Below are 19,199 nucleotides of genomic sequence, written 5' to 3'. Positions count from 1 at the left end.
ATGGATGCCACCTGTACAATACAGGATAGCATCCATGTGTTCAGCCTAGTTCATAAATATGTGTCCAGGATTCTGGGTACATATCAATCAGCAGAGTTTTTTTACTGTAGTACAAAATGTTACAGATTTTGCCGGCTGTTCTACATTTTTCTGGTTTGTCAAGTATATATATGAGTAAAAACAATAGGCAAAAGTAATAAAATATACCGAAAACGTGACGAAAAACCCTATTGACATAAATGGGTATGGTGAAGGTTTCACAAAAAAGGAAGTTTAAACCAAGGGAAAACGGTTCGAAAATCGTCAAAATGTTGCAAAATTTGTGCACGTATACAATTTAGACAAAAGTTTAAAAATTTTTTTGAGCAATAATCACATAGAATGAAAAATGCCAATGATGTAGAATAACAATAGTTTTTAGGGTGAACAAAAACAAGATTATATACACTACGGAGGTAATTTCAAATGGCAAGTTTATCACTTAAGAACATTTACAAGGTATATCCTAACGGATTCAACGCAGTTAAGGACTTCAACCTTGAGATCGAAGACAAGGAGTTCATCATCTTTGTTGGACCATCAGGATGTGGAAAGTCAACAACTCTTAGAATGATAGCAGGACTTGAGGATATCAGCTCAGGTGAGTTATGGATCGGCGACAAGCTCGTAAACGATGTAGAGCCAAAGGACAGAGATATTGCGATGGTATTCCAGAACTACGCTCTGTACCCACATATGTCAGTATATGATAACATGGCATTTGGACTTAAGTTAAGAAAGGTTCCAAAGGAGAAGATCGACAAGGCTGTACATGAGGCAGCTAAGATTCTTGATATCGAGCATCTTCTTGACAGAAAGCCAAAGGCTTTATCAGGTGGACAGAGACAGCGAGTTGCTATGGGACGTGCAATTGTCCGTGAGCCAAAGGTATTCCTTATGGACGAGCCTCTTTCAAACCTTGATGCTAAGCTTCGTGTACAGATGCGTGTTGAGATCTCAAAGCTTCATCAGAGACTCCAGACAACTATCATCTACGTAACACATGACCAGACAGAGGCTATGACACTTGGTACAAGAATCGTAGTTATGAAGGATGGTATCATCCAGCAGGTAGATACACCTCAGAACCTCTACGACAAGCCATGTAACCTGTTCGTTGCCGGATTCATGGGTATGCCACCTATGAACTTCATCGATTGTAAGGTTGTTAAGTCAGGTGCTGACGTTCTCCTTATGTTCGGTTCACATTCAATCAAGGTTCCAGACAGCAAGGCTGAGAGACTTATCGCACTTGATGCTATCGATAAGGAAGTTGTTCTTGGTATCCGTCCAGAGGATATTCATGATGAGCAGCTCTTCATCGAGTCATCACCAGAGAGCGTAATCGATGCAAGAATCAACATCTACGAGATGCTTGGTGCCGAGGTTTACTTATACTTCACAATCGACCAGTTCGATATCACAGCAAGAGTAAATGCTCGTACAACAGCTAGACCTGGCGACACAGTTCAGTTCGCATTTGACTTAAGCAAGATTCATATCTTCGATAAGGAGACAGAGGAGATCCTTGTTAACTAGTCTTAGATAACACATAGAACTTACAATTACACTCCAGATAACTGGAAACAGTAGTTTAATTCTTGAAAAATTGAGAAAATGCAGAAAATACATATAAAAAATCTGCATTTTCTCTTTTTTTTTCTACAATTTTGCTTTAAAATAAGAGTAATGGATTACGGGATAAAACGTATAATGAGTATAAGGAGTGAAAAGAATGATATCAAACCAGATTCTTCAGGATACAATAGACGGATTAAAAGGTATAACAAGAACTGACCTGTGCGTGTTGGACACAGAGGGAAAAGTGCTTGCGTCAACACTTAAGGATATAGATGACTGCGAGGATTCAGTTCGTGCATTTGTTGATTCACCGGCAGAGAGCCAGGTTGTAAGAGGTTATCAGTTCTTCAAGGTGTTTGACGATAACCAGTTAGAGCATATTCTCATGGCAAAGGGCGAGACCGATGATACATATATGGTCGGCAAGATCGCAGCATTTCAGATCCAGAACCTTTTGGTCGCATACAAGGAGAGATTTGACAAGGACAACTTTATCAAGAACCTTCTCTTAGACAATCTCCTTCTGGTTGATATCTACAACAGAGCAAAGAAGCTCCACATAGATACTGATGTGAGAAGAATCGTATTTATCATAGAGACAAAGAATGAGAAGGATACCAATGCACTTGAGACAGTACGTAATATCTTCTCAGCCAAGACAAAGGATTTCATCACTGCTGTGGACGAGAAGAACATCATTCTTGTCAAGGAAGTCAAGTCCAACGAGACATATGACGACATGAACAAGATTGCCAAGGTCATCGTTGACATGCTCAATACCGAGGCGATGTCATCTGTACATGTATCATTCGGAACAATTGTCAATGAGATAAAGGAAGTTTCACGTTCATACAAAGAGGCTAAGATGGCTCTGGATGTTGGAAAGATATTCTATGAGAACACAGATATCATAGCATACAGCAATCTTGGAATAGGACGACTTATTTACCAGCTTCCACTTCCTCTGTGCAAGATGTTCATCAGAGAGATATTTGACGGCAAGAGCCCTGATGAGTTTGACGAGGAGACTTTGTCAACTATCAACAAGTTCTTTGAGAACAGCTTGAACGTATCAGAGACATCAAGACAGTTGTACATCCACAGAAATACTCTGGTATACAGACTTGATAAGTTGCAGAAGAGCACAGGCCTTGATCTGAGAGTATTCGAGGATGCCATCACATTCAAGATCGCTCTTATGGTTGTAAAGTACATGAAGTACATGGAGTCACTGGATTATTAAAATGTCCGGTGGACAGTTATCTGGAATATAGATTGCATAGAAGCGGCAGCCTTACATATGGATATATGAAGACTGCCGCATCGTGTATTAATTTTAATTCACAAACTATACACAACAAAACAATCAATATGTAGTATAATGAAGCGTGGATGAAATGAATCAGAATCATCCGACTATGGACAAATGTAAGATAATGTACAGTTTATGCCGTAAAGAGGCAATATAGGAGACATGAGATGATAGAGTTAGAGAACGTGAGTATGACATACCCTGGGGGCAATCAGGCGCTCAAGAATGTGAACATCAATATAGAAAAAGGCGAGTTCGTATTTATCGTTGGAAGCAGTGGATCAGGCAAGACCACTCTGTTCAGGCTTCTGCTCAAGGAGCTCGATCCTACGGAGGGCAATATCACTGTTGCCGGATACGACTATGGCAAGATAAAGAGAAAAGATATACCGAAGGTCAGAAGAAGGATTGGAGTCGTATTCCAGAACTTCAGGCTTCTGAAGGACAGGACTATATACGAGAATGTTGCATTTGCACAGAGAGTTATCCAGACTCCGGCGAGATACATCAGAAGGCGTGTTCCGGCCATGCTGACGCTGGTTGGACTTGCAGACAAGTACAAATCATATCCAAAAGAGCTCTCAGGTGGTGAGCAGCAGAGAGTTGCCATGGCGAGAGCACTGGTCAACAATCCTGACATCATACTGGCGGATGAGCCTACAGGAAATCTCGATCCTAAGAACTCACTGGATATCATGAACCTCCTTGAGGATATCAACAAGAGAGGAACCACAGTTGTCGTGGTAACCCACAACAAGGATATCGTCAATGAGATGAAGAAGAGAGTTATCACCCTGAAGAAGGGTGTAATTATCAGCGACGAGAAGGAAGGAGGATATATAGATGAAGATTAGTACATTTTTCTATATCCTCAGACAGGGCTTTGCAAATATAAGAAGAAATATTCTGTTCTCACTTGCATCACTTGGAACCATCATATCATGTCTGTTCCTCTTTGGAATCATATATGCGGTAGTTGTAAACTTTCAGTCCGGTATGCAGGAGCTTGAGAATACAGTTACAATATCAGTGTTCTTTGACGAGGATGTGTCGGACGACACGATACAGCTTATCGGATCACAGATAAGAACTCTGGATTATGTAAACACGATGGATTACGTGTCGGCGGATGACGCATGGAATAAATTTGTTGAGCAGAACTACGATGATCCACAGGCGGCAAAGAATGCATTTGGCGAGGACAATCCACTTAAGAATTCGGCCTCATATGAGGTTACGCTCAAGGATGTGGCCAGACAGCCGGAGTTCGTGGCATTTGCCCAGGGGCTTTCAGGAGTCAGAAAGGTCAAGAGCTCTGACGTGACTGCGGACAGCATCACGACACTGTCATCCCTTGTCGGATATGCATCCATAGGAATAGTTGTGATACTGATGCTGGTATCTATCTTCCTTATAAGCAATACTATAACCATAGGTATCACGGTGCGAAAGGAAGAGATAGGGATCATGAAGCTGATCGGTGCGACAAATGTATTTGTACGGGCGCCGTTCATCATAGAGGGTGTGATCATAGGTGCGGTCGGTTCGGCTATACCTCTGGTCCTTCTGTACTACATGTATGATAAGATACTGACATATGTTGCCGGAAGATTTAAGGTTGTCACAACGCTGTTTGCATTTGTGAGCCAGCATGACCTGTTCAAGACCATGATACCGGTTGGACTTGTGCTTGGTATCGGTGTTGGACTGGTAGGAAGTATCCTTACCACGAGGAAGCATTTGAGAGTATGATATAATGAGCATTGTGACGGATGCGCTTGCGCAAGACGTCATAATGCGAATGCCCTCATTGAGCCGGCAGGCGATATAATATAATGAAGCACGCTGATGCGTGCGCAGGTCATCGCGCTCACGCACGACGACATAAGATATACTAGTTAATTGTTAGATGGGGATAACAAGGAGTAGTAGATTATGAAAAAGAAAGTCAATGTAAAAGGGAATATCAGAAGGATGGCATTGCTTGTTGCGGGATGTGTAGTCATGGGGGGCATGGCTGCGTCTCAGACCGGGGGAAATATGGCATATGCCATGACGAAGGAAGAGGCTGAGCGTCAGAAGGATGATGCCAGTGAAAACGAGAAGAATGCCAAGGACGTTCTGGATTCTCTGGAGGAACAGCAGAACAAGATCGTTCAGGACGTTGCGGATCTGGATGCCAAGATGACATCCGTCCAGACTCAGATAACGAGCCTGCAGGAGCAGACAGACGAGCTCCAGACGGAGATAGACACAACTCAGAAAAGTCTGGATGAAGCTCAGAAGGCAGAGGATGAGCAGTATGAGGCGATGAAGCAGAGAATACAGTATCTGTATGAGGAGGGGGAGACGGAATATGTCGATGCCCTGCTCACATCCATATCATTCAGCGATCTCCTGAACAAATCAGAGTATATAGACCAGATATCGGAATACGATCAGAGGCAGCTTGCAAAGCTGATCAAGACCAAGACAGATATTGCCAATTATGAGGCGCAGCTTGAATCTGACCTCAGACAGGTGGAGTCGGTCAAGACGGATCTGGAGAGTAACGAGGCTGAACTGCAGACCATTATAGATCAGAAGCAGGAAGAGATCACCAGATATGATGGTGATATAGAAGCCCAGAAGTCGTTGATGAACAAGTTCACTGTGGCCCGTGAGGAAGCCGAGAGACGTATCGCGGAGATATCCAGACAGGAGATGGGCAAGGCAAATGCAAATGGTACGGGTGCGTATACGAAAGATGGAAAGGTATACGACACCTCCAAATATAAGGGCAAATTCATGTGGCCGGTATCGACCGGAGGTGTTATCACGGATGAATTTGGTTACCGAGATGCTCCTACAGCGGGAGCAAGTACATATCATCAGGGACTTGATATAGGCTGTGATTATGGAACAGATATTGTTGCGGCGGAGGCCGGCACAGTCGTGATGTCCTGCTACAATGGCGGTGGTGGCAACATGGTCATGATCAGCCACGGCGGCGGAATATGTACGGTATATATGCACAACTCACAGCTATGTGTAAATGTTGGCGACAAGGTTGTGAAAGGTCAGGTCATAGCAAAGGCAGGAAGTACGGGTGTGTCGACAGGTCCGCATTGCCATTTTGGCGTGTCGATAGACGGAACGTATGTCAATCCGCATGACTTCCTTGGACAGTAGACCGGGCAGGGGATATGGAGAGATTCAGGTATTTGATGGCAATACAAGGTTAGGAGATAATGATATGAGGAAAATGTTGAAGAAGACAGTAGTGACAGCGGTGCTGGCAAGTACGGTGATCGGTCTGACGGGCTGCGGTACATCAGGTGTGTTCAGTGGCACACTCAGCGGAAAAACCGGCAGTTCCACCAAGATAACCTATGATGGCAATCTGTTGGATGCGGACGTATTTGACAAGACAGAGAAGATCGAGAGTATCATAGACAATTATTATTACAATGATATTGACGATGATACGATCAGGGAGGGCATATACAAGGGTATAATGGAATCCCTTGACGATCCGTATGCACAGTATTACACCAAGGAAGAGTATGCCAAGCTGCAGGAGGATGATTCGGGTGAGTATGCCGGAATCGGAGTTACGGTCAGCAAGGATGAGGATACGGGATATGTCCGTGCGGTAAATATCCTTGAGGGTGCACCGGCTGAGAAGGTGGATATACAGCCTGATGACATTATTGTACAGATAGACGATCACGAGATCACTACAGACGATGATCTTGACTACCTCGTATCACTCATAAGAGGCGATGCTGGAACTGATGTTACGCTGAAGATATACAGGGAGCGTGATAAGGCTTACCACGATGTCACCATCACCAGGGAGATCGTTGAGTACAGCACGGTATCATCATTTATGATAGACGACAAGATCGGATATGTGAGGATCACGCAGTTCATAGACAACACAGACGAGCTTTTCCAGAAGGCAGTTGAGGAGCTCAAGAATGAGGGCATGCAGGCACTGATGATCGATGTCAGAAGTGATCCGGGTGGAATGCTCACCACGGTCGTAAACATTTGCGACTATCTGCTCCCAGAAGGAACCATAGTGTCCATCAAGGACAAGACCGGCAAGGTTGTGGACGAGTATAAATCGACAGATGATGAATACCTCGATATGCCTATGGTAGTCCTGACAAATGAGTACAGTGCCAGTGCGTCAGAGATACTTACATCGGCACTCAAGGAATTCGGGGCTGCAACTGTTGTAGGAAAGAATACCTACGGTAAGGGAATCGTGCAGAGTGTTATACCACTTGGTGATGGCACAGCGATCAAGCTCACGACACAGAAGTATTTCACACACGATGACAACGATATCCACAAGAAGGGTGTTGCGCCTGATATTGAAGTGGATCTTCCAGATGATTATACCTATGAGGATTTCCAGGGCAAGAATGACAGCCAGTACCAGAAGGGTATTGAGGTTCTGAAGGAGAAGCTGAAGTAGGGATTAAGATAGAGATTGGTATAAATATAGTTATATAATAGATTTCAATACTGAGTGGGCAGGGCAGATGACGTTACTGCGTTATATAAATTTGTCAGTGAAGTATCTGTTCGAATGCTATCGTATATGTAAAATGCATAAATAATTAAAACAACATAATTTTTAGATAATATGCAGCACAAAAGTGCTGCATATTGTGTTATACTAGGAAATGTTCAGAAATCTGTTATAAGTAATAAAAGGCAACAAAGGAGATATACATGGATAAGGAACTGATTATCGTATTGGACTTTGGCGGACAGTACAACCAACTGATCGCCAGACGTGTAAGAGAGTGTAATGTATATGCCGAAGTACATCCGTACACATTGCCGCTGGAGAAGATCAAGGAGATGAATCCAAAGGGAATCATCTTTACAGGCGGACCAAACAGCGTATACAAAGACGATTCACCTAGCTGCAGCAAGGAGATATTCGAACTGGGTATTCCTATTCTCGGAATATGTTACGGTTCACAGCTCATGGCTCATCTGCTGGGCGGCAAGGTCAGCACGGCCCCTGTCAGCGAGTATGGAAGAACAGAGGTTGAGGTTGACAAGACATCCAAGCTGTTTGCAGATGTGAATGACAAGACCATCTGCTGGATGAGTCACACAGACTATATTGCAGAGGTACCAGAGGGCTTCAAGAAGACAGCTTACACTCCTGTATGCCCAGTGGCAGCCATGGAGAATGCTGAGAAGAAGCTGTATGCGACTCAGTTCCACCCAGAGGTTATGCACACCGAGGAAGGTATGAAGATGCTCAGAGCATTTGTCATGGATGTATGCCAGTGTGCAGGCGACTGGAAGATGGATTCATTTGTAAAAGATACAATAGAGAGTCTCCGTGCCAAGATAGGCGATGGCAAGGTGCTGTGCGCCCTGTCAGGCGGTGTTGACTCATCAGTAGCTGCGGTTCTCCTGTCTAAGGCGATAGGCAAGCAGCTCACATGTGTGTTCGTAGACCACGGCCTTCTCCGTAAGAACGAGGGCGACGAAGTTGAGGCGGTATTCGGACCAGATGGACCTTATGACCTGAACTTCATCAGAGTAAATGCGCAGGACAGATTCTACAGCAAGCTTGCCGGAGTAACCGAGCCTGAGGCAAAGAGAAAGATAATAGGCGAGGAATTCATCCGTGTATTCGAGGAGGAGGCCAAGAAGATCGGTGCCGTTGACTTCCTCGTACAGGGAACCATATATCCTGACGTCATCGAGTCAGGCCTTGACAAGTCAGCGGTCATCAAGTCCCACCACAACGTAGGCGGACTTCCTGACTATGTAGATTTCAAGGAGATCGTGGAGCCACTCCGTCTTCTCTTCAAGGACGAGGTCCGCAAGGCCGGCCTTGAGCTTGGAATCCCAGAGTACCTGGTATTCCGTCAGCCATTCCCAGGCCCAGGCCTTGGAATAAGAATCATCGGAGAGGTCACAGCCGAGAAGGTCAAGATCGTTCAGGATGCCGACGCCATCTACCGTGAGGAGATCGCAAAGGCAGGCCTCGACAGAAGCCTCGGTCAGTACTTCGCAGCCCTGACCAACATGCGTTCAGTTGGCTGTATGGGAGATTTCAGAACGTACGATTACGCCGTAGCACTCCGTGCTGTAAATACAACAGACTTCATGACAGCAGATTGTTCAGAGATACCATTTGAGGTGCTTCAGAAGGTAATGAACAGGATTATCAATGAGGTTAAGGGTGTGAACAGGGTAATGTATGATTTGACTAGTAAGCCACCTGGAACGATTGAGTTTGAATAAACAAAAATGCTTAGTAAACCCAGCGTTTATGCGGGTTTGCAGCACTTTTAAAAGTCTTTTGATAACAATTTGATAACGGTTGCATGAGAGCCATTATTCTTGTAATCCAGTGGTTTTAGGGTTAGAGAATGATTGACAGGTGGTTGTGCAACCAATAATCCATATTATAAACGAAGCCCTTAGCTGTGGGTAAAAACTCATAGCTAAGGGCTTTTTGTCGTCTTTAGATAAATTTATCGGAAAGAGAGGTTAATGATTTGTTTATTTGCGTTAGAGCAGATAATTCATCTTTGATTTGTGGCTCAAGGCTTAAAACTTTATGGAGATAGTTTAAATTTACTTTGTATTGTTCTGTAAAGGTTTGACCGCAAGTAGAGTAACAAATTTCAACATCTAACTCGGTTTCATTGAAGTTTGAAAAATCAAAAATAGTTCCGATATGTTGTTGCGGGGCAAGAAAAATGTTGTTTAGTTTGGAAATATTAAAATCATCTATATTAGATTGACCAGCTTTCTTCCAATCCAAATCAGGGGTGATTTTTAATGACAGAAGTTTTGCAGGAGAGTTACCAAAGTTTTTGATAATTAAGTCGTGTGTTATACCTGTTATACTTTTTTGAACATAAAATATAAGATTACCACGATTCTGATCGAAATATTGCTTTTGTTGCTCGCATAGCTGCTTTTTCATTTCGGATAAATTTTTGTAAGTCAAAATGACCGCAATTATAGATGCTACTAATGCTAAGAAACTGAGCACAATTCCTATGAATTGAAACAGTGTTGAGTGCCATTCAGCAAGTGTCATAATTGTTCTCCTTTTTTAGTTGGTATTTTAGGATTAGTTATCTTTTAAGTGATTTTTGAATGCTTCAGCAAATACATCGCTAAGTTCCTGTGATGGGACTTTCGCCCATGTTTGCGTGGTATCAAACTCCGGGTAGTGGTAACGCCACTCATCGTATTTGTCTTTACTGATCTCTTCAGAAGATAGCTTGTCAGCCTGCTCTTTCCAGGCATACAACATTTTCCGGAGTTCGTGAGCGTCTTTACCTTTGGAAGTATCAACTTTCAGACAGATTTCTCCGTCTGATTCACTGACAGTCAGACCGTACAAATCTTCAAGGGTAAATAAAGTGTGCATCAGTCCGATATAGCTGTCAATGTCAGGCACATCGAGGGCATGAGGGGAAACATCCAGAGCCTGTGCCAGTGCAGCAGTAAGTTCCGCCTTCGGTTTTCTTGTTCCTGTTTCGTATTGTGCTAAACGTACATCGGCACTTCGCTCAGGAAAGCCGACAATCGTACCAAGATATTTTTGTGTCATCCCACGCAGAATGCGGAAAAAATGTATTCTCTCTCCAATCGCCATAACGTGTCCACTCCTTGTATGTATTTTACAATGAGTATAGCAGATATGTTTAGGAGAAGTCAAGATAATACAAAACAAAAAAGTTTAATATTTTCCAAAAAGCCACTTGACACAAACAAATATGCTTAGTATAATAAGCTTAAATTAAGCAAATAAGTTTAATAAAAACAAAATGACCGTCCGAACAGTATAAACCGCCAAGACCTTGCCAGACAGCAAGCAAGCGCCTGACATATTAAGATATATCGGGACAGCACAGTGCCGAACAGGGAATACCTGCTGGAACTTCCTTCGGATAGAACGGCGATAAAAAATGAAAGAAAGGACTGATTATATGAAAAACAGATTTATTTGTGCCGAAGAAGTGGCACAGGAACTAAGCGTATCAAAGCCGTATGCCTACAAGCTAATCCGTCAGTTGAATGAGGAACTGAAAGCAAAAGGCTTTATTACTATTTCAGGACGGGTAAACCGCCAGTATTTCTATGAAAGACTCTACGGAACAGGAAATCCCCAAGGGGATACCACTATGTCCTACAAGGCAGGACAGGAATAAGGAAAGGAGGATGAATAATGCCGGTATTCAAGAACGAGAGCAATGGAACATGGTATGTGATGGCGAGATATGTCAACTGGAAAGGCGAGCGTAAACAGAAATGCAAGCGTGGCTTTGCTACCAAGAAAGAAGCACAGGAATGGGAGCGAATGTTCCAGTTGCAGAACTCCTCTGATATGGATATGAGTTTTGAAGCCTTTACCGAACTGTATATCCGGGATATGAAAAGCCGTCTGAAGGAGAACACATGGCTGACGAAGGAGCATATCATCCGCACGAAGATTTTACCTTATTTCGGCAAGATGAAAATCAGCGAGATTTCCACAAAAGAGGTTATCGCATGGCAGAATGAGATGCTTGCCTATCGGGACGAAAAGAAAAAGCCATACTCACAGACCTATCTGAAAACGCTGCACAATCAGTTGTCCGCTATCTTTAATCATGCGGTGCGGTATTATGAGCTGCGTTCCAATCCTGCCGCCAAAGCAGGAAATATGGGAAGTGAGGAACACAAGGAAATGCTGTTCTGGACGAAAGAAGAATACAAGAAATTCTCATTTGAGATGATGGACAAGCCAGTTTCCTTTTACGCTTTTGAAATGCTTTACTGGTGCGGTATCCGAGAAGGAGAGCTACTGGCACTGACCGCCGCCGACTTCGATTTTGAGAAAGAAACGGTCAGAATCAACAAGTCCTATCAGCGGTTACACGGAGAAGATGTGATTACCACACCGAAAACAAAGAAAAGCAACCGCATCATCAAAATGCCGAAGTTCCTTTGTGAAGAAATGCGGGAGTATTTGCAGATGCTTTACGGATTGAAGAAGAAAGACCGAATCTTTACGGTCACAAAGAGTTATCTTCATCACGAGATGGACAGAGGTGCGAAAGCCGCAGGAGTAAAGCGTATCCGTATCCATGATTTAAGACACAGCCACATCAGCCTGCTGATTGATATGGGATTTTCAGCGGTGGCGATTGCAGACCGTGTAGGGCATGAAAGCATTGACATCACTTACCAGTATGCTCATCTGTTCCCGTCAAAGCAGACGGAAATGGCAGATAGATTAGACGATTTAGGGAAAGGAGAGATTGAAAATGTCAGCTAAGAACAGAGATAACAAAAACCGTTGGAGAAACATTACAGTAGGGTTTCGGGTATCGCCCGAAGAAAATGAACTCATTAACAAGGCAGTCGCCTTATCGGGATTGCCGAAGCAGGAATACTGCTACCGCCGTTGCCTGAATCAGGATGTAGTGGTACAGGGAAATCCGAGAGTATTCAAGGCACTCAAAACGGAACTTGCCGCTGTCCTCGCAGAACTAAAGCGGATTGAAGCAGGAAACCGTGCGGATGAAGAACTGCTGAATGTCATTGAACTAATCGCTGTTATTCTGGGCGGTCTGAAAGGAGAGGACGAGGATGGGAAATAAAAAAGAAAAGACTGCCCCGGATGTATCTGTTGGCGCAGATACGGAGCAGCCGACTTCTAAAAACACTACAAGTAGTATATCCGAGAATGATGGAAATATCAAGAGTTTTGAGGAATTGCAGAGAGAAATGCAGTTGCGATCAGACCCATCCTATCTCCAGACAATTTCCATGAATGAGCTGTTTGACACACAGTATCGGAGTAAGCAGCCGTTGATTGACGGTCTGCTCTACCCCGGCACTTATATCTTTGCAGGTTCGCCCAAACTGGGAAAGAGTTTTTTGATGGCACAGCTTGCCTACCATGTCAGCACGGGCACACCGCTTTGGAATTATACCACCCGAAAAGGAACGGTGCTGTATCTGGCACTTGAAGACGATTACCGCCGCTTGCAGGAGCGTCTGTATCGGATGTTTGGGACGGAAAGTACCGATAATCTTTACTTCTCTGTCTCTGCCAGCCAGCTTGGAAATGGACTGGATGAGCAGCTTGCAAGATTTGTGGCAGAGCATAAAGACACGAAGCTGATTATTATTGATACGCTTCAGAAAGTGCGTGAGGTTGGCGGCGATAATTACAGCTACGCAAATGACTATCAGATTATGGCAAGACTGAAAAGTTTTGCGGATGCTCACGGACTTTGTTTACTGCTCGTACACCACACAAGAAAGCAGAATGCGGATGATAAGTTTGACATGATTTCCGGGACAAGCGGACTGCTTGGAGCAGCAGACGGAGCGTTTCTTCTTCAGAAAGAAAAACGAACAGGTAATACCGCAACACTGGAAGTATCGGGCAGAGATCAGCAAGACCAGAAGCTGTATCTTATCCGCAATACAGAAACCTTGTTGTGGGATTTGCAAAAGGCAGAAACGGAGTTATGGAAAGAACCGCCAGAGCCGTTATTGGATGAGATTGCGAAGCTTGTTATGAAGGACAATCCTTACTGGGAAGGTTCGCCAACAGCACTTGTTGCACTGATAAATGTGAACATTCAACCGCACGTTATCACAAGAAAACTGAACATTCTTGCAGGACGGTTGTATACAGAACATGGGATTCTCTTTCGGAGTGAACGTGTCCACGAAGGACGGAAACTGAGGTTCTGGAAAGACAATACAGAGAATGCGTGACAGTACGTGACGGTTGTGACGGTATTTTTGACAGCGGGGTGGTATCAAAATAACCGTCACGACTGTCACATACCGTCACGTACTGTCACGGAAAGGATGGATAAGATGGGAAATGTGCAAATATCACAGGAATTATTTATGCAGTTGCTCCACTTTCACTTGGTTGAAGATGAGAGCTACGAGAAAGAAATCAAGCAGGGGTTAGAGAAGAAATTAGACAGGATGGTCATGCGTGACCTGTATGGAAAATTTAAGAATGCACCGACAGAGGAAGAACGGGAACGGGCGAGAAAAGAGTATCTGGACAGACGAGGAGTGCCGGAGAGTTTCCGATGGTAATTCTTCCTTGATGATAAGAACAGGAGCGTGACACGCCCCTGTGGATAGCAGACAAGGAGAAATCTGGAAAGGAGAATCATGCAATGAGAGAAGGAAGATTAGGTTATAACTGTGAAAATGGCAGATATGGATTGTTGTCAATGGATTTATGGATTGATACAGGATTTCACTGCGGAGAGTGTATGGAAGTTCTGGTAGATGATCAGTGGGTGCGGACAAGGATGGAGATGAATCCTGCAATGGAATGGTATCTGGTGGGAACACCGTACTGCGGCGATCTGGAGTATGTACGGGCAAGAATACCGGAATAAATCAGACAGGAAGTAAAGAGTCGGCTTGTTGTCAGGAATAAAAAACAGCCCGGATACGGGCAAATAAAAAGGGCGGACACGCCCAAAATGAAAAGCAAAAGCCAAGTTATGACAAAGGCATAAAGTATCTCATAAAGCCCTCGGCGTTTGAGAGCGAAATACACCCATCGCACAAACTTCGTTTATGCTCTGTGTATTTCGCCCTGCCGGGAGCTATGCCAGAAACGGCAATTAGTTCGTAAAACAGGTGCCTATGCACCTACTCACAGCGAAGCAGGCGAGAGCCGGGAAAGGAGAATGCTTATAGGCAGACATTCATTTATCAGACAAAACAAGCTGTCTGATGTGGTAGGAAGAATTGACTATATTTCTAATCCGAAAAGACAGGAACATCTCTATGCGACCTATCAGACGGAAGGAGCAACACCAGAGTTCTGGAAGAATCTTGCCAGAGAGAATCAGTTGGATTTTAAGGCAAGTGGAACAACAGGAAAATGTATTGAAGGACGGGAGTTTATCATTGCACTTCCAGAAAGTTTTGTTGAGTACAAGGCAGATGATGTGGTAAGGCTTTTCACGGAAAGTTTTTATAAAAGGTACAGTGTAGAATGTAGTGCGGCACTTCACCATAACAAGAAAATGACCAATTACCATATCCATCTCGTATTCAGCGAACGGAAAATGCTGGAACATCCCGAAGTGAAAATTGCTACCAGAAATATGTTTTATGATGAGCAGGGCAATCACAGACGCACGAAGAAAGAGATTTTAGATGAGCAGGGAAATCTTCGGGCAGGATGCAGCATTATTCCCAAAGGAGAAGTTTATGAGAGCCACATTTTTACAAAGAAAGATGAATGGTTTAAGAGCGACGCTTTTACCAGAGAAGTCAAGGAGATGTTTACGGAAATCATCAATAGCCATGTGAAGGTAGAATCTGAAAAGCTGTCCGTATTTCAGCAAGGCGGTGTGTATCTGGCAACGAAGAAAATCGGGAAGAATAATCCGAAAGCAGAGGAGATAAAGGCAGACAATGCAGCAAGGCAGGAATGGAATCGGACAGTTGATGTGGCATTGGTTGAGGGCGTTCCCGAAGAAGATATTTTAACTGTCAAGCGGGAGAGAATTACAGACAAAACACTGCAATCGATAAGGACACATGGATGGCTGCCGGATATGCTTCAGCAGATTATCCGAGGTGCAAAAGACTTCTTACAGGAAATGATTTTCAAGTTTAAGCTGCCGCCGAAGCCCATACCAAAGATTGATTTGCAGGAATGGAATGAGATGCGGACGCTGATGGAAAAACTTCAGAAGCAGTCACAGGCGATGAAGTTCGCACAGCAGGAGATTTCCTCGTTGAAGAAACAACTTTCCGAGACAACTGGATTTTTCAAAGGGAAAGCACGGAAATCTTTAGAGGGCAAAATTGAACAGTCAGAGAAACAGGAAAAACGTATCCACACGGATATGGAGCAGACTGTAAAACAGGCAGGATATCCAGATGTTCAGTCCTTTGCAAAGACATATCAGAAATCGGAAAAACTGGTCAGGGAATATAATGAGGAGCTGCGAGCATGGAAAAATCAGACAGAACCGAAAAAAGAGAAGCTATCAGAACCGTCGAAAAAGGCAAGCATACGGGAAAAATTGCACCGCTATCAGCAGGAAAGCATGCAACAGCCAAAACAGACAGCAAAGAAGAAATCAATGGACAGAGGACGATGAGAAAGGTGGAACAGAAAATGAAGAAAACAATTTTTGAAGAAATGGGCGGCACTTATGTAAGATGTGGGGATTACTTTATCCCCAACCTTACTTTGCCGGAGGAAGAAGAACCGAGATTTGTTGGAGTATGGGGACAAAGACATTTGCAGTATTTGAAAGAATACCGCAGGAATGTATATCTGGATCTGATGATGAGCGGCAGACTGAACAGTTATCTGGCAGATATAGAGGAAAAGGCACAGGAACGCTTTGAAAGAATTGTAGAGCAGATGAAACAGGCACAAGGAATTACAGAACAGTTAAAGGCAGACAATGCGTGGGAGTGGGTAGGCAGGATGAATAATATACAGGCATGTGCGAGGGAGATTGTAGATAAAGAAATCATTTATCAATAAGGAATAAGAGTGGCGGAAAGCAAGTCTAAAATGGCTTGCTTTTTGCTTTACAATGTAGGCGGCTGATGTATATAATTATAAAGCATAAATTCATGAATTTAATATCAGAAGGTAAAAGCAGGCGTATATTGCGACTGTTTTTACCTTCTTAATAAAATCTGTATTAAGCATATTTATAATGCAGGGGACAAAGACTATTAAAGTTACTATTTCAAGTCCTGCTTTCTAAAAATACGAATCCCAATCTTGTAAAACAGAAGAATTTCCAGAATATTGAACAGGCAAAATTCTATGTGGTAAGGAAAGTCTTTGAAAATAAGAGAAGTTTCTTCCTTTGTGCCGAATTCTGATTCAAATAGCAGATAACTGTGAAATTCAGCCTGCGCAAACGGTGATACTAAAACATGAATGTTATTTGCTGTACGGGCAAAACTATCTATTCGTAGAGGGTTTTCCACAATTTCATGAGTGATAGGATCAGTCCAAGTGCTTGATTGATTTAAGCTGGAAACTGACTTTCCACCTAATGTCAACAATGCTAAGGTTAGAATAACTGCAATTCCAAGACTGATAAGTTGCTTATGTGAAATCATTACAATCATAGTGTACAAAGCAGATACTGTGATGATGCACACAAAAGCAATCGCAGCATGAAATGCAAATTCAGTTACATTGACTTTATCACTAAATTCTAATCCAGCAATATTTGAGCTTGTGAAAACAGATAATATATCAGCAACAAAGAGAACTGTAGCACATATGCTACTGACGATTAGTTCGACAATATAAATCTCTTTTCGTGTATATCCTGCGGATATCTTGTTGTTGATTGTTCTGTTTTCAAAGTCACTCCCTAAGTATAACGGAATCAACACTGCCAAAATGATACATATCAGGTCAGAATTTTCCAATAAAAATGTTGTTGTAAAGATTTTGAAACCATATCCATTTAATAAGATTCCATAAACATTGATGGCAATTACTGCGATTACTCCAAGCCATAGAATTGGAGATTTTGCAGCACGCTTTAGTTCCATAGATAAAAGTTTATTCATAGTTTAAGTCTCCTTTCTGCTTTTCTATAAAAAATTTTTGAAGTAAAAAGTTTCTAAATCGGTATCGGCTATTTCTGATGAAGAGAATTCTTGAATTAAAACACCATTTTTGAGGAAACCATAGTGGTTTGCCACTTTTTGAAGTTCGCTTAAGATATGACTTGAAATCATAATGGTAACACCATACTCTTCATTTAACTTTGCGATGATAGCTCTGACATCTTTTATGCCTTCAGGATCAAGTCCGTTAAGAGGCTCATCTAAAATGAGGAATTGCGGATTTCCTACAAGTGCCATTGCTAAAGCCAGACGCTGACGCATACCTAATGAATAATTCATTACCAGTTTTCGAGTATCTTTCAGATGTACCAGTTCTAATAGTTCAGCAATCTTCGACTTTACTTCCTTTGATGGACATCCACAAATTTTAAGCTGATACTTCAAATTTCCTTTTGCACTTAAGGTAGGATATAATGCAGGTGTTTCAATAATGGCACCGATTTTAATATTTTCAGATTTAACAACTGTTCCTGAGGATGGACTTTGCAAATTAGAAAGTATTCTCATTAAAGTTGTCTTGCCTGCACCATTATTTCCAATCAATCCATAGATAGCACCTCGAGGAATATGAAGGGAAACATTATCTAAAGCGATTGTTTCTTTGTAATGTTTACAAAGGTTTTGGGTTCTAATAATATCATTCATAAAATTCATCCTTTCTAAATCTGTACGGCAATTGCTGTTGTTAATGAAAGTATAGGTTGTTGGAAGAAAAAAATAAAGCAAATAGCCTTTTACAGTTGGATTTTAGAAGGATAAGGTTACTTTACATGCATGTAAAACGATAATATCTTGTGTAAAATACACGATTATGGCATACTTGAGACAGAGCATTATTATACAATGGAAAGGTGAGCTGAAATGACAGTTGCAGAGATGATAAAAAAAACTCGGACTGAAGCAAACATGACTCAAGGAGAATATGGAGCAAAATTTGGTGTTTCAAGACAGACAGTTTCCAGTTGGGAAAATGGAAGAAGTCTGCCAGATCTTCAAATGTTGATTGATATCTGTAACACCTATCATGTTTCTTTGGATAAGCTATTAAACGAGGATAAAGAGTTTGTTGAGAAAATAGATTTTTACAATAAATATAAAAAGGCAATTCGATTAGTGGGCATGTGTCTGTTGGCTGGTTTGCTTATATTTGCAATTGTATTTATTAACTGGAAAATTACAGAAAGAAATATGAATCAAGCATTTGAAATGAATGCAGAGAAATTAGGATTCGTAAAAGGAGAACTTTACGAATTAGAAAAAGACAATGTTCGGTATCGACTGCCAAACCAAAAACTCCCGTTCTTAAAGAAAGACTTTCATGTAAAAAACAGTTATGCCGATTTTATGATTGAAGATATAGAGATTAGTATTTCTATTTATGATGGCAAGGATTTTGCTATTGAATTTAATCATTTTAGAAGCATAAAAGGTTGCTTTGATAAAGATAGCAAAATCGAGATTAAGGAAAATACTTTGAACGAGAACGAAAATATCTTTTATAACGAAAATAATGAGATAATAGAGGATGTGTTGAAGCAGTTATTGGAAATTCATAAAAATGTATATCGGCGTTAGTAAGATGGCGAATATAAATAAGGAATAGTAGTTGCATTTA

At 42.3% G+C, this 19,199-nt stretch carries 20 protein-coding genes; 16 read left to right on the top strand and 4 right to left on the bottom strand.

What is annotated here, in order from left to right:
- Nucleotides 1–465: 465 nt before the first annotated feature.
- The 7 genes from OCV54_RS12620 (at nucleotide 466) to guaA (ending at nucleotide 9,202) form a co-directional block, all read left to right on the top strand.
- A complete protein-coding gene (locus OCV54_RS12620) occupies nucleotides 466–1,578 on the top strand; it encodes an ABC transporter ATP-binding protein (RefSeq protein ID WP_004851294.1) in 1,113 nt (370 codons plus the stop codon).
- A gap of 196 nt (nucleotides 1,579–1,774) precedes the next feature.
- On the top strand, nucleotides 1,775–2,863 hold the full coding sequence (locus tag OCV54_RS12615) for a PucR family transcriptional regulator (RefSeq protein WP_055224350.1): 1,089 nt from the start codon (nucleotides 1,775–1,777) through the stop codon (nucleotides 2,861–2,863).
- 236 nt (nucleotides 2,864–3,099) lie between these two features.
- Complete coding sequence (gene ftsE / locus OCV54_RS12610; protein ID WP_022216898.1) at nucleotides 3,100–3,786, top strand: cell division ATP-binding protein FtsE; 687 nt, start codon at nucleotides 3,100–3,102, stop codon at nucleotides 3,784–3,786.
- Entirely contained in the window at nucleotides 3,776–4,684 is a 909-nt protein-coding gene (ftsX, locus tag OCV54_RS12605) for a permease-like cell division protein FtsX (protein ID WP_015533994.1), read from the top strand. The genes ftsE and ftsX overlap by 11 nt, the downstream gene beginning before the upstream one ends.
- 183 nt (nucleotides 4,685–4,867) lie before the next feature.
- Nucleotides 4,868–6,103: a murein hydrolase activator EnvC family protein gene (locus OCV54_RS12600; RefSeq protein ID WP_055147198.1), complete on the top strand. Its 1,236-nt coding sequence runs from the start codon at nucleotides 4,868–4,870 to the stop codon at nucleotides 6,101–6,103.
- Between the two features lie 64 nt (nucleotides 6,104–6,167).
- Nucleotides 6,168–7,400 carry a S41 family peptidase gene (locus OCV54_RS12595; protein ID WP_015533992.1) on the top strand — a complete coding sequence of 411 codons (1,233 nt, stop codon included), beginning with the start codon at nucleotides 6,168–6,170 and terminating at the stop codon, nucleotides 7,398–7,400.
- 260 nt (nucleotides 7,401–7,660) lie between these two features.
- Complete coding sequence (guaA, locus tag OCV54_RS12590) at nucleotides 7,661–9,202, top strand: glutamine-hydrolyzing GMP synthase (protein ID WP_055147204.1); 1,542 nt, start codon at nucleotides 7,661–7,663, stop codon at nucleotides 9,200–9,202.
- A 223-nt stretch (nucleotides 9,203–9,425) separates the two neighbouring features.
- Here the strand turns inward: guaA and OCV54_RS12585 are convergent, their stop codons facing one another.
- Nucleotides 9,426–10,010 carry a hypothetical protein gene (locus OCV54_RS12585; RefSeq protein ID WP_055224348.1) on the bottom strand — a complete coding sequence of 195 codons (585 nt, stop codon included), beginning with the start codon at nucleotides 10,008–10,010 and terminating at the stop codon, nucleotides 9,426–9,428.
- 33 nt (nucleotides 10,011–10,043) lie between these two features.
- Nucleotides 10,044–10,574, bottom strand: coding sequence for a helix-turn-helix domain-containing protein (locus OCV54_RS12580; protein ID WP_055224346.1), 531 nt, complete (start codon nucleotides 10,572–10,574; stop codon nucleotides 10,044–10,046).
- 334 nt (nucleotides 10,575–10,908) lie between these two features.
- On the opposite strand from OCV54_RS12580, the gene OCV54_RS12575 reads away from it, so the two are divergent.
- The 8 genes from OCV54_RS12575 to OCV54_RS12540 all read left to right on the top strand — a co-directional run bounded on the left by OCV54_RS12575 (nucleotide 10,909) and on the right by OCV54_RS12540 (nucleotide 16,469).
- Entirely contained in the window at nucleotides 10,909–11,130 is a 222-nt protein-coding gene (locus OCV54_RS12575) for a hypothetical protein (RefSeq protein WP_055224364.1), read from the top strand.
- A 17-nt stretch (nucleotides 11,131–11,147) separates the two neighbouring features.
- Nucleotides 11,148–12,239, top strand: coding sequence for a site-specific integrase (locus OCV54_RS12570; RefSeq protein WP_055224344.1), 1,092 nt, complete (start codon nucleotides 11,148–11,150; stop codon nucleotides 12,237–12,239).
- Nucleotides 12,229–12,564, top strand: coding sequence for a plasmid mobilization protein (locus OCV54_RS12565; protein ID WP_055224342.1), 336 nt, complete (start codon nucleotides 12,229–12,231; stop codon nucleotides 12,562–12,564). The genes OCV54_RS12570 and OCV54_RS12565 overlap by 11 nt, the downstream gene beginning before the upstream one ends.
- Complete coding sequence (locus OCV54_RS12560) at nucleotides 12,554–13,696, top strand: helicase RepA family protein (protein ID WP_055224340.1); 1,143 nt, start codon at nucleotides 12,554–12,556, stop codon at nucleotides 13,694–13,696. Before OCV54_RS12565 ends, OCV54_RS12560 begins: the two co-directional genes overlap by 11 nt.
- Nucleotides 13,697–13,801: 105 nt before the next feature.
- Nucleotides 13,802–14,035 (top strand): hypothetical protein, encoded by a 234-nt coding sequence (locus OCV54_RS12555; protein ID WP_055224338.1) that lies wholly within the window; start codon nucleotides 13,802–13,804, stop codon nucleotides 14,033–14,035.
- Nucleotides 14,036–14,118: 83 nt separating this feature from the next.
- Nucleotides 14,119–14,346 (top strand): DUF5348 domain-containing protein, encoded by a 228-nt coding sequence (locus OCV54_RS12550; protein ID WP_055224336.1) that lies wholly within the window; start codon nucleotides 14,119–14,121, stop codon nucleotides 14,344–14,346.
- 297 nt (nucleotides 14,347–14,643) lie between these two features.
- On the top strand, nucleotides 14,644–16,074 hold the full coding sequence (locus OCV54_RS12545) for a MobA/MobL family protein (RefSeq protein ID WP_055224335.1): 1,431 nt from the start codon (nucleotides 14,644–14,646) through the stop codon (nucleotides 16,072–16,074).
- 17 nt (nucleotides 16,075–16,091) lie between these two features.
- A complete protein-coding gene (locus OCV54_RS12540) occupies nucleotides 16,092–16,469 on the top strand; it encodes a TnpV protein (protein ID WP_055224362.1) in 378 nt (125 codons plus the stop codon).
- Between the two features lie 206 nt (nucleotides 16,470–16,675).
- Here the strand turns inward: OCV54_RS12540 and OCV54_RS12535 are convergent, their stop codons facing one another.
- Together OCV54_RS12535 and OCV54_RS12530 are read right to left on the bottom strand one after the other, a co-directional pair.
- Nucleotides 16,676–17,524, bottom strand: coding sequence for an ABC transporter permease (locus tag OCV54_RS12535; RefSeq protein WP_003864628.1), 849 nt, complete (start codon nucleotides 17,522–17,524; stop codon nucleotides 16,676–16,678).
- Nucleotides 17,525–17,548: 24 nt separating this feature from the next.
- Complete coding sequence (locus OCV54_RS12530; RefSeq protein WP_040466133.1) at nucleotides 17,549–18,229, bottom strand: ABC transporter ATP-binding protein; 681 nt, start codon at nucleotides 18,227–18,229, stop codon at nucleotides 17,549–17,551.
- A gap of 216 nt (nucleotides 18,230–18,445) precedes the next feature.
- Here OCV54_RS12530 and OCV54_RS12525 point away from each other — a divergent pair, with 216 nt between their 5' ends.
- A complete protein-coding gene (locus OCV54_RS12525; protein ID WP_055224333.1) occupies nucleotides 18,446–19,159 on the top strand; it encodes a helix-turn-helix domain-containing protein in 714 nt (237 codons plus the stop codon).
- Nucleotides 19,160–19,199: the final 40 nt, after the last annotated feature.

Origin of the sequence: Coprococcus aceti (assembly GCF_025567285.1) — a bacterium.
Taxonomy (GTDB): domain Bacteria; phylum Bacillota; class Clostridia; order Lachnospirales; family Lachnospiraceae; genus Coprococcus; species Coprococcus aceti.
The sequence above is the reverse complement of the archived record's forward strand: the minus strand, read 5'-3'. Positions and strand labels throughout refer to the sequence as shown.

Excerpts from the sequence above, each read along its gene's own strand:
- OCV54_RS12620 (WP_004851294.1), top strand. The coding sequence starts at position 466 with ATGGCAAGTTTATCACTTAAGAACATTTACAAGGTATATCCTAACGGA.
- OCV54_RS12615 (WP_055224350.1), top strand. The coding sequence starts at position 1,775 with ATGATATCAAACCAGATTCTTCAGGATACAATAGACGGATTAAAAGGT.
- ftsE (WP_022216898.1), top strand. The coding sequence starts at position 3,100 with ATGATAGAGTTAGAGAACGTGAGTATGACATACCCTGGGGGCAATCAG.
- ftsX (WP_015533994.1), top strand. The coding sequence starts at position 3,776 with ATGAAGATTAGTACATTTTTCTATATCCTCAGACAGGGCTTTGCAAAT.
- OCV54_RS12600 (WP_055147198.1), top strand. The coding sequence starts at position 4,868 with ATGAAAAAGAAAGTCAATGTAAAAGGGAATATCAGAAGGATGGCATTG.
- OCV54_RS12595 (WP_015533992.1), top strand. The coding sequence starts at position 6,168 with ATGAGGAAAATGTTGAAGAAGACAGTAGTGACAGCGGTGCTGGCAAGT.
- guaA (WP_055147204.1), top strand. The coding sequence starts at position 7,661 with ATGGATAAGGAACTGATTATCGTATTGGACTTTGGCGGACAGTACAAC.
- OCV54_RS12585 (WP_055224348.1), bottom strand. The coding sequence starts at position 10,010 with ATGACACTTGCTGAATGGCACTCAACACTGTTTCAATTCATAGGAATT.
- OCV54_RS12580 (WP_055224346.1), bottom strand. The coding sequence starts at position 10,574 with ATGGCGATTGGAGAGAGAATACATTTTTTCCGCATTCTGCGTGGGATG.
- OCV54_RS12575 (WP_055224364.1), top strand. The coding sequence starts at position 10,909 with ATGAAAAACAGATTTATTTGTGCCGAAGAAGTGGCACAGGAACTAAGC.
- OCV54_RS12570 (WP_055224344.1), top strand. The coding sequence starts at position 11,148 with ATGCCGGTATTCAAGAACGAGAGCAATGGAACATGGTATGTGATGGCG.
- OCV54_RS12565 (WP_055224342.1), top strand. The coding sequence starts at position 12,229 with ATGTCAGCTAAGAACAGAGATAACAAAAACCGTTGGAGAAACATTACA.
- OCV54_RS12560 (WP_055224340.1), top strand. The coding sequence starts at position 12,554 with ATGGGAAATAAAAAAGAAAAGACTGCCCCGGATGTATCTGTTGGCGCA.
- OCV54_RS12555 (WP_055224338.1), top strand. The coding sequence starts at position 13,802 with ATGGGAAATGTGCAAATATCACAGGAATTATTTATGCAGTTGCTCCAC.
- OCV54_RS12550 (WP_055224336.1), top strand. The coding sequence starts at position 14,119 with ATGAGAGAAGGAAGATTAGGTTATAACTGTGAAAATGGCAGATATGGA.
- OCV54_RS12545 (WP_055224335.1), top strand. The coding sequence starts at position 14,644 with ATGCTTATAGGCAGACATTCATTTATCAGACAAAACAAGCTGTCTGAT.
- OCV54_RS12540 (WP_055224362.1), top strand. The coding sequence starts at position 16,092 with ATGAAGAAAACAATTTTTGAAGAAATGGGCGGCACTTATGTAAGATGT.
- OCV54_RS12535 (WP_003864628.1), bottom strand. The coding sequence starts at position 17,524 with ATGAATAAACTTTTATCTATGGAACTAAAGCGTGCTGCAAAATCTCCA.
- OCV54_RS12530 (WP_040466133.1), bottom strand. The coding sequence starts at position 18,229 with ATGAATGATATTATTAGAACCCAAAACCTTTGTAAACATTACAAAGAA.
- OCV54_RS12525 (WP_055224333.1), top strand. The coding sequence starts at position 18,446 with ATGACAGTTGCAGAGATGATAAAAAAAACTCGGACTGAAGCAAACATG.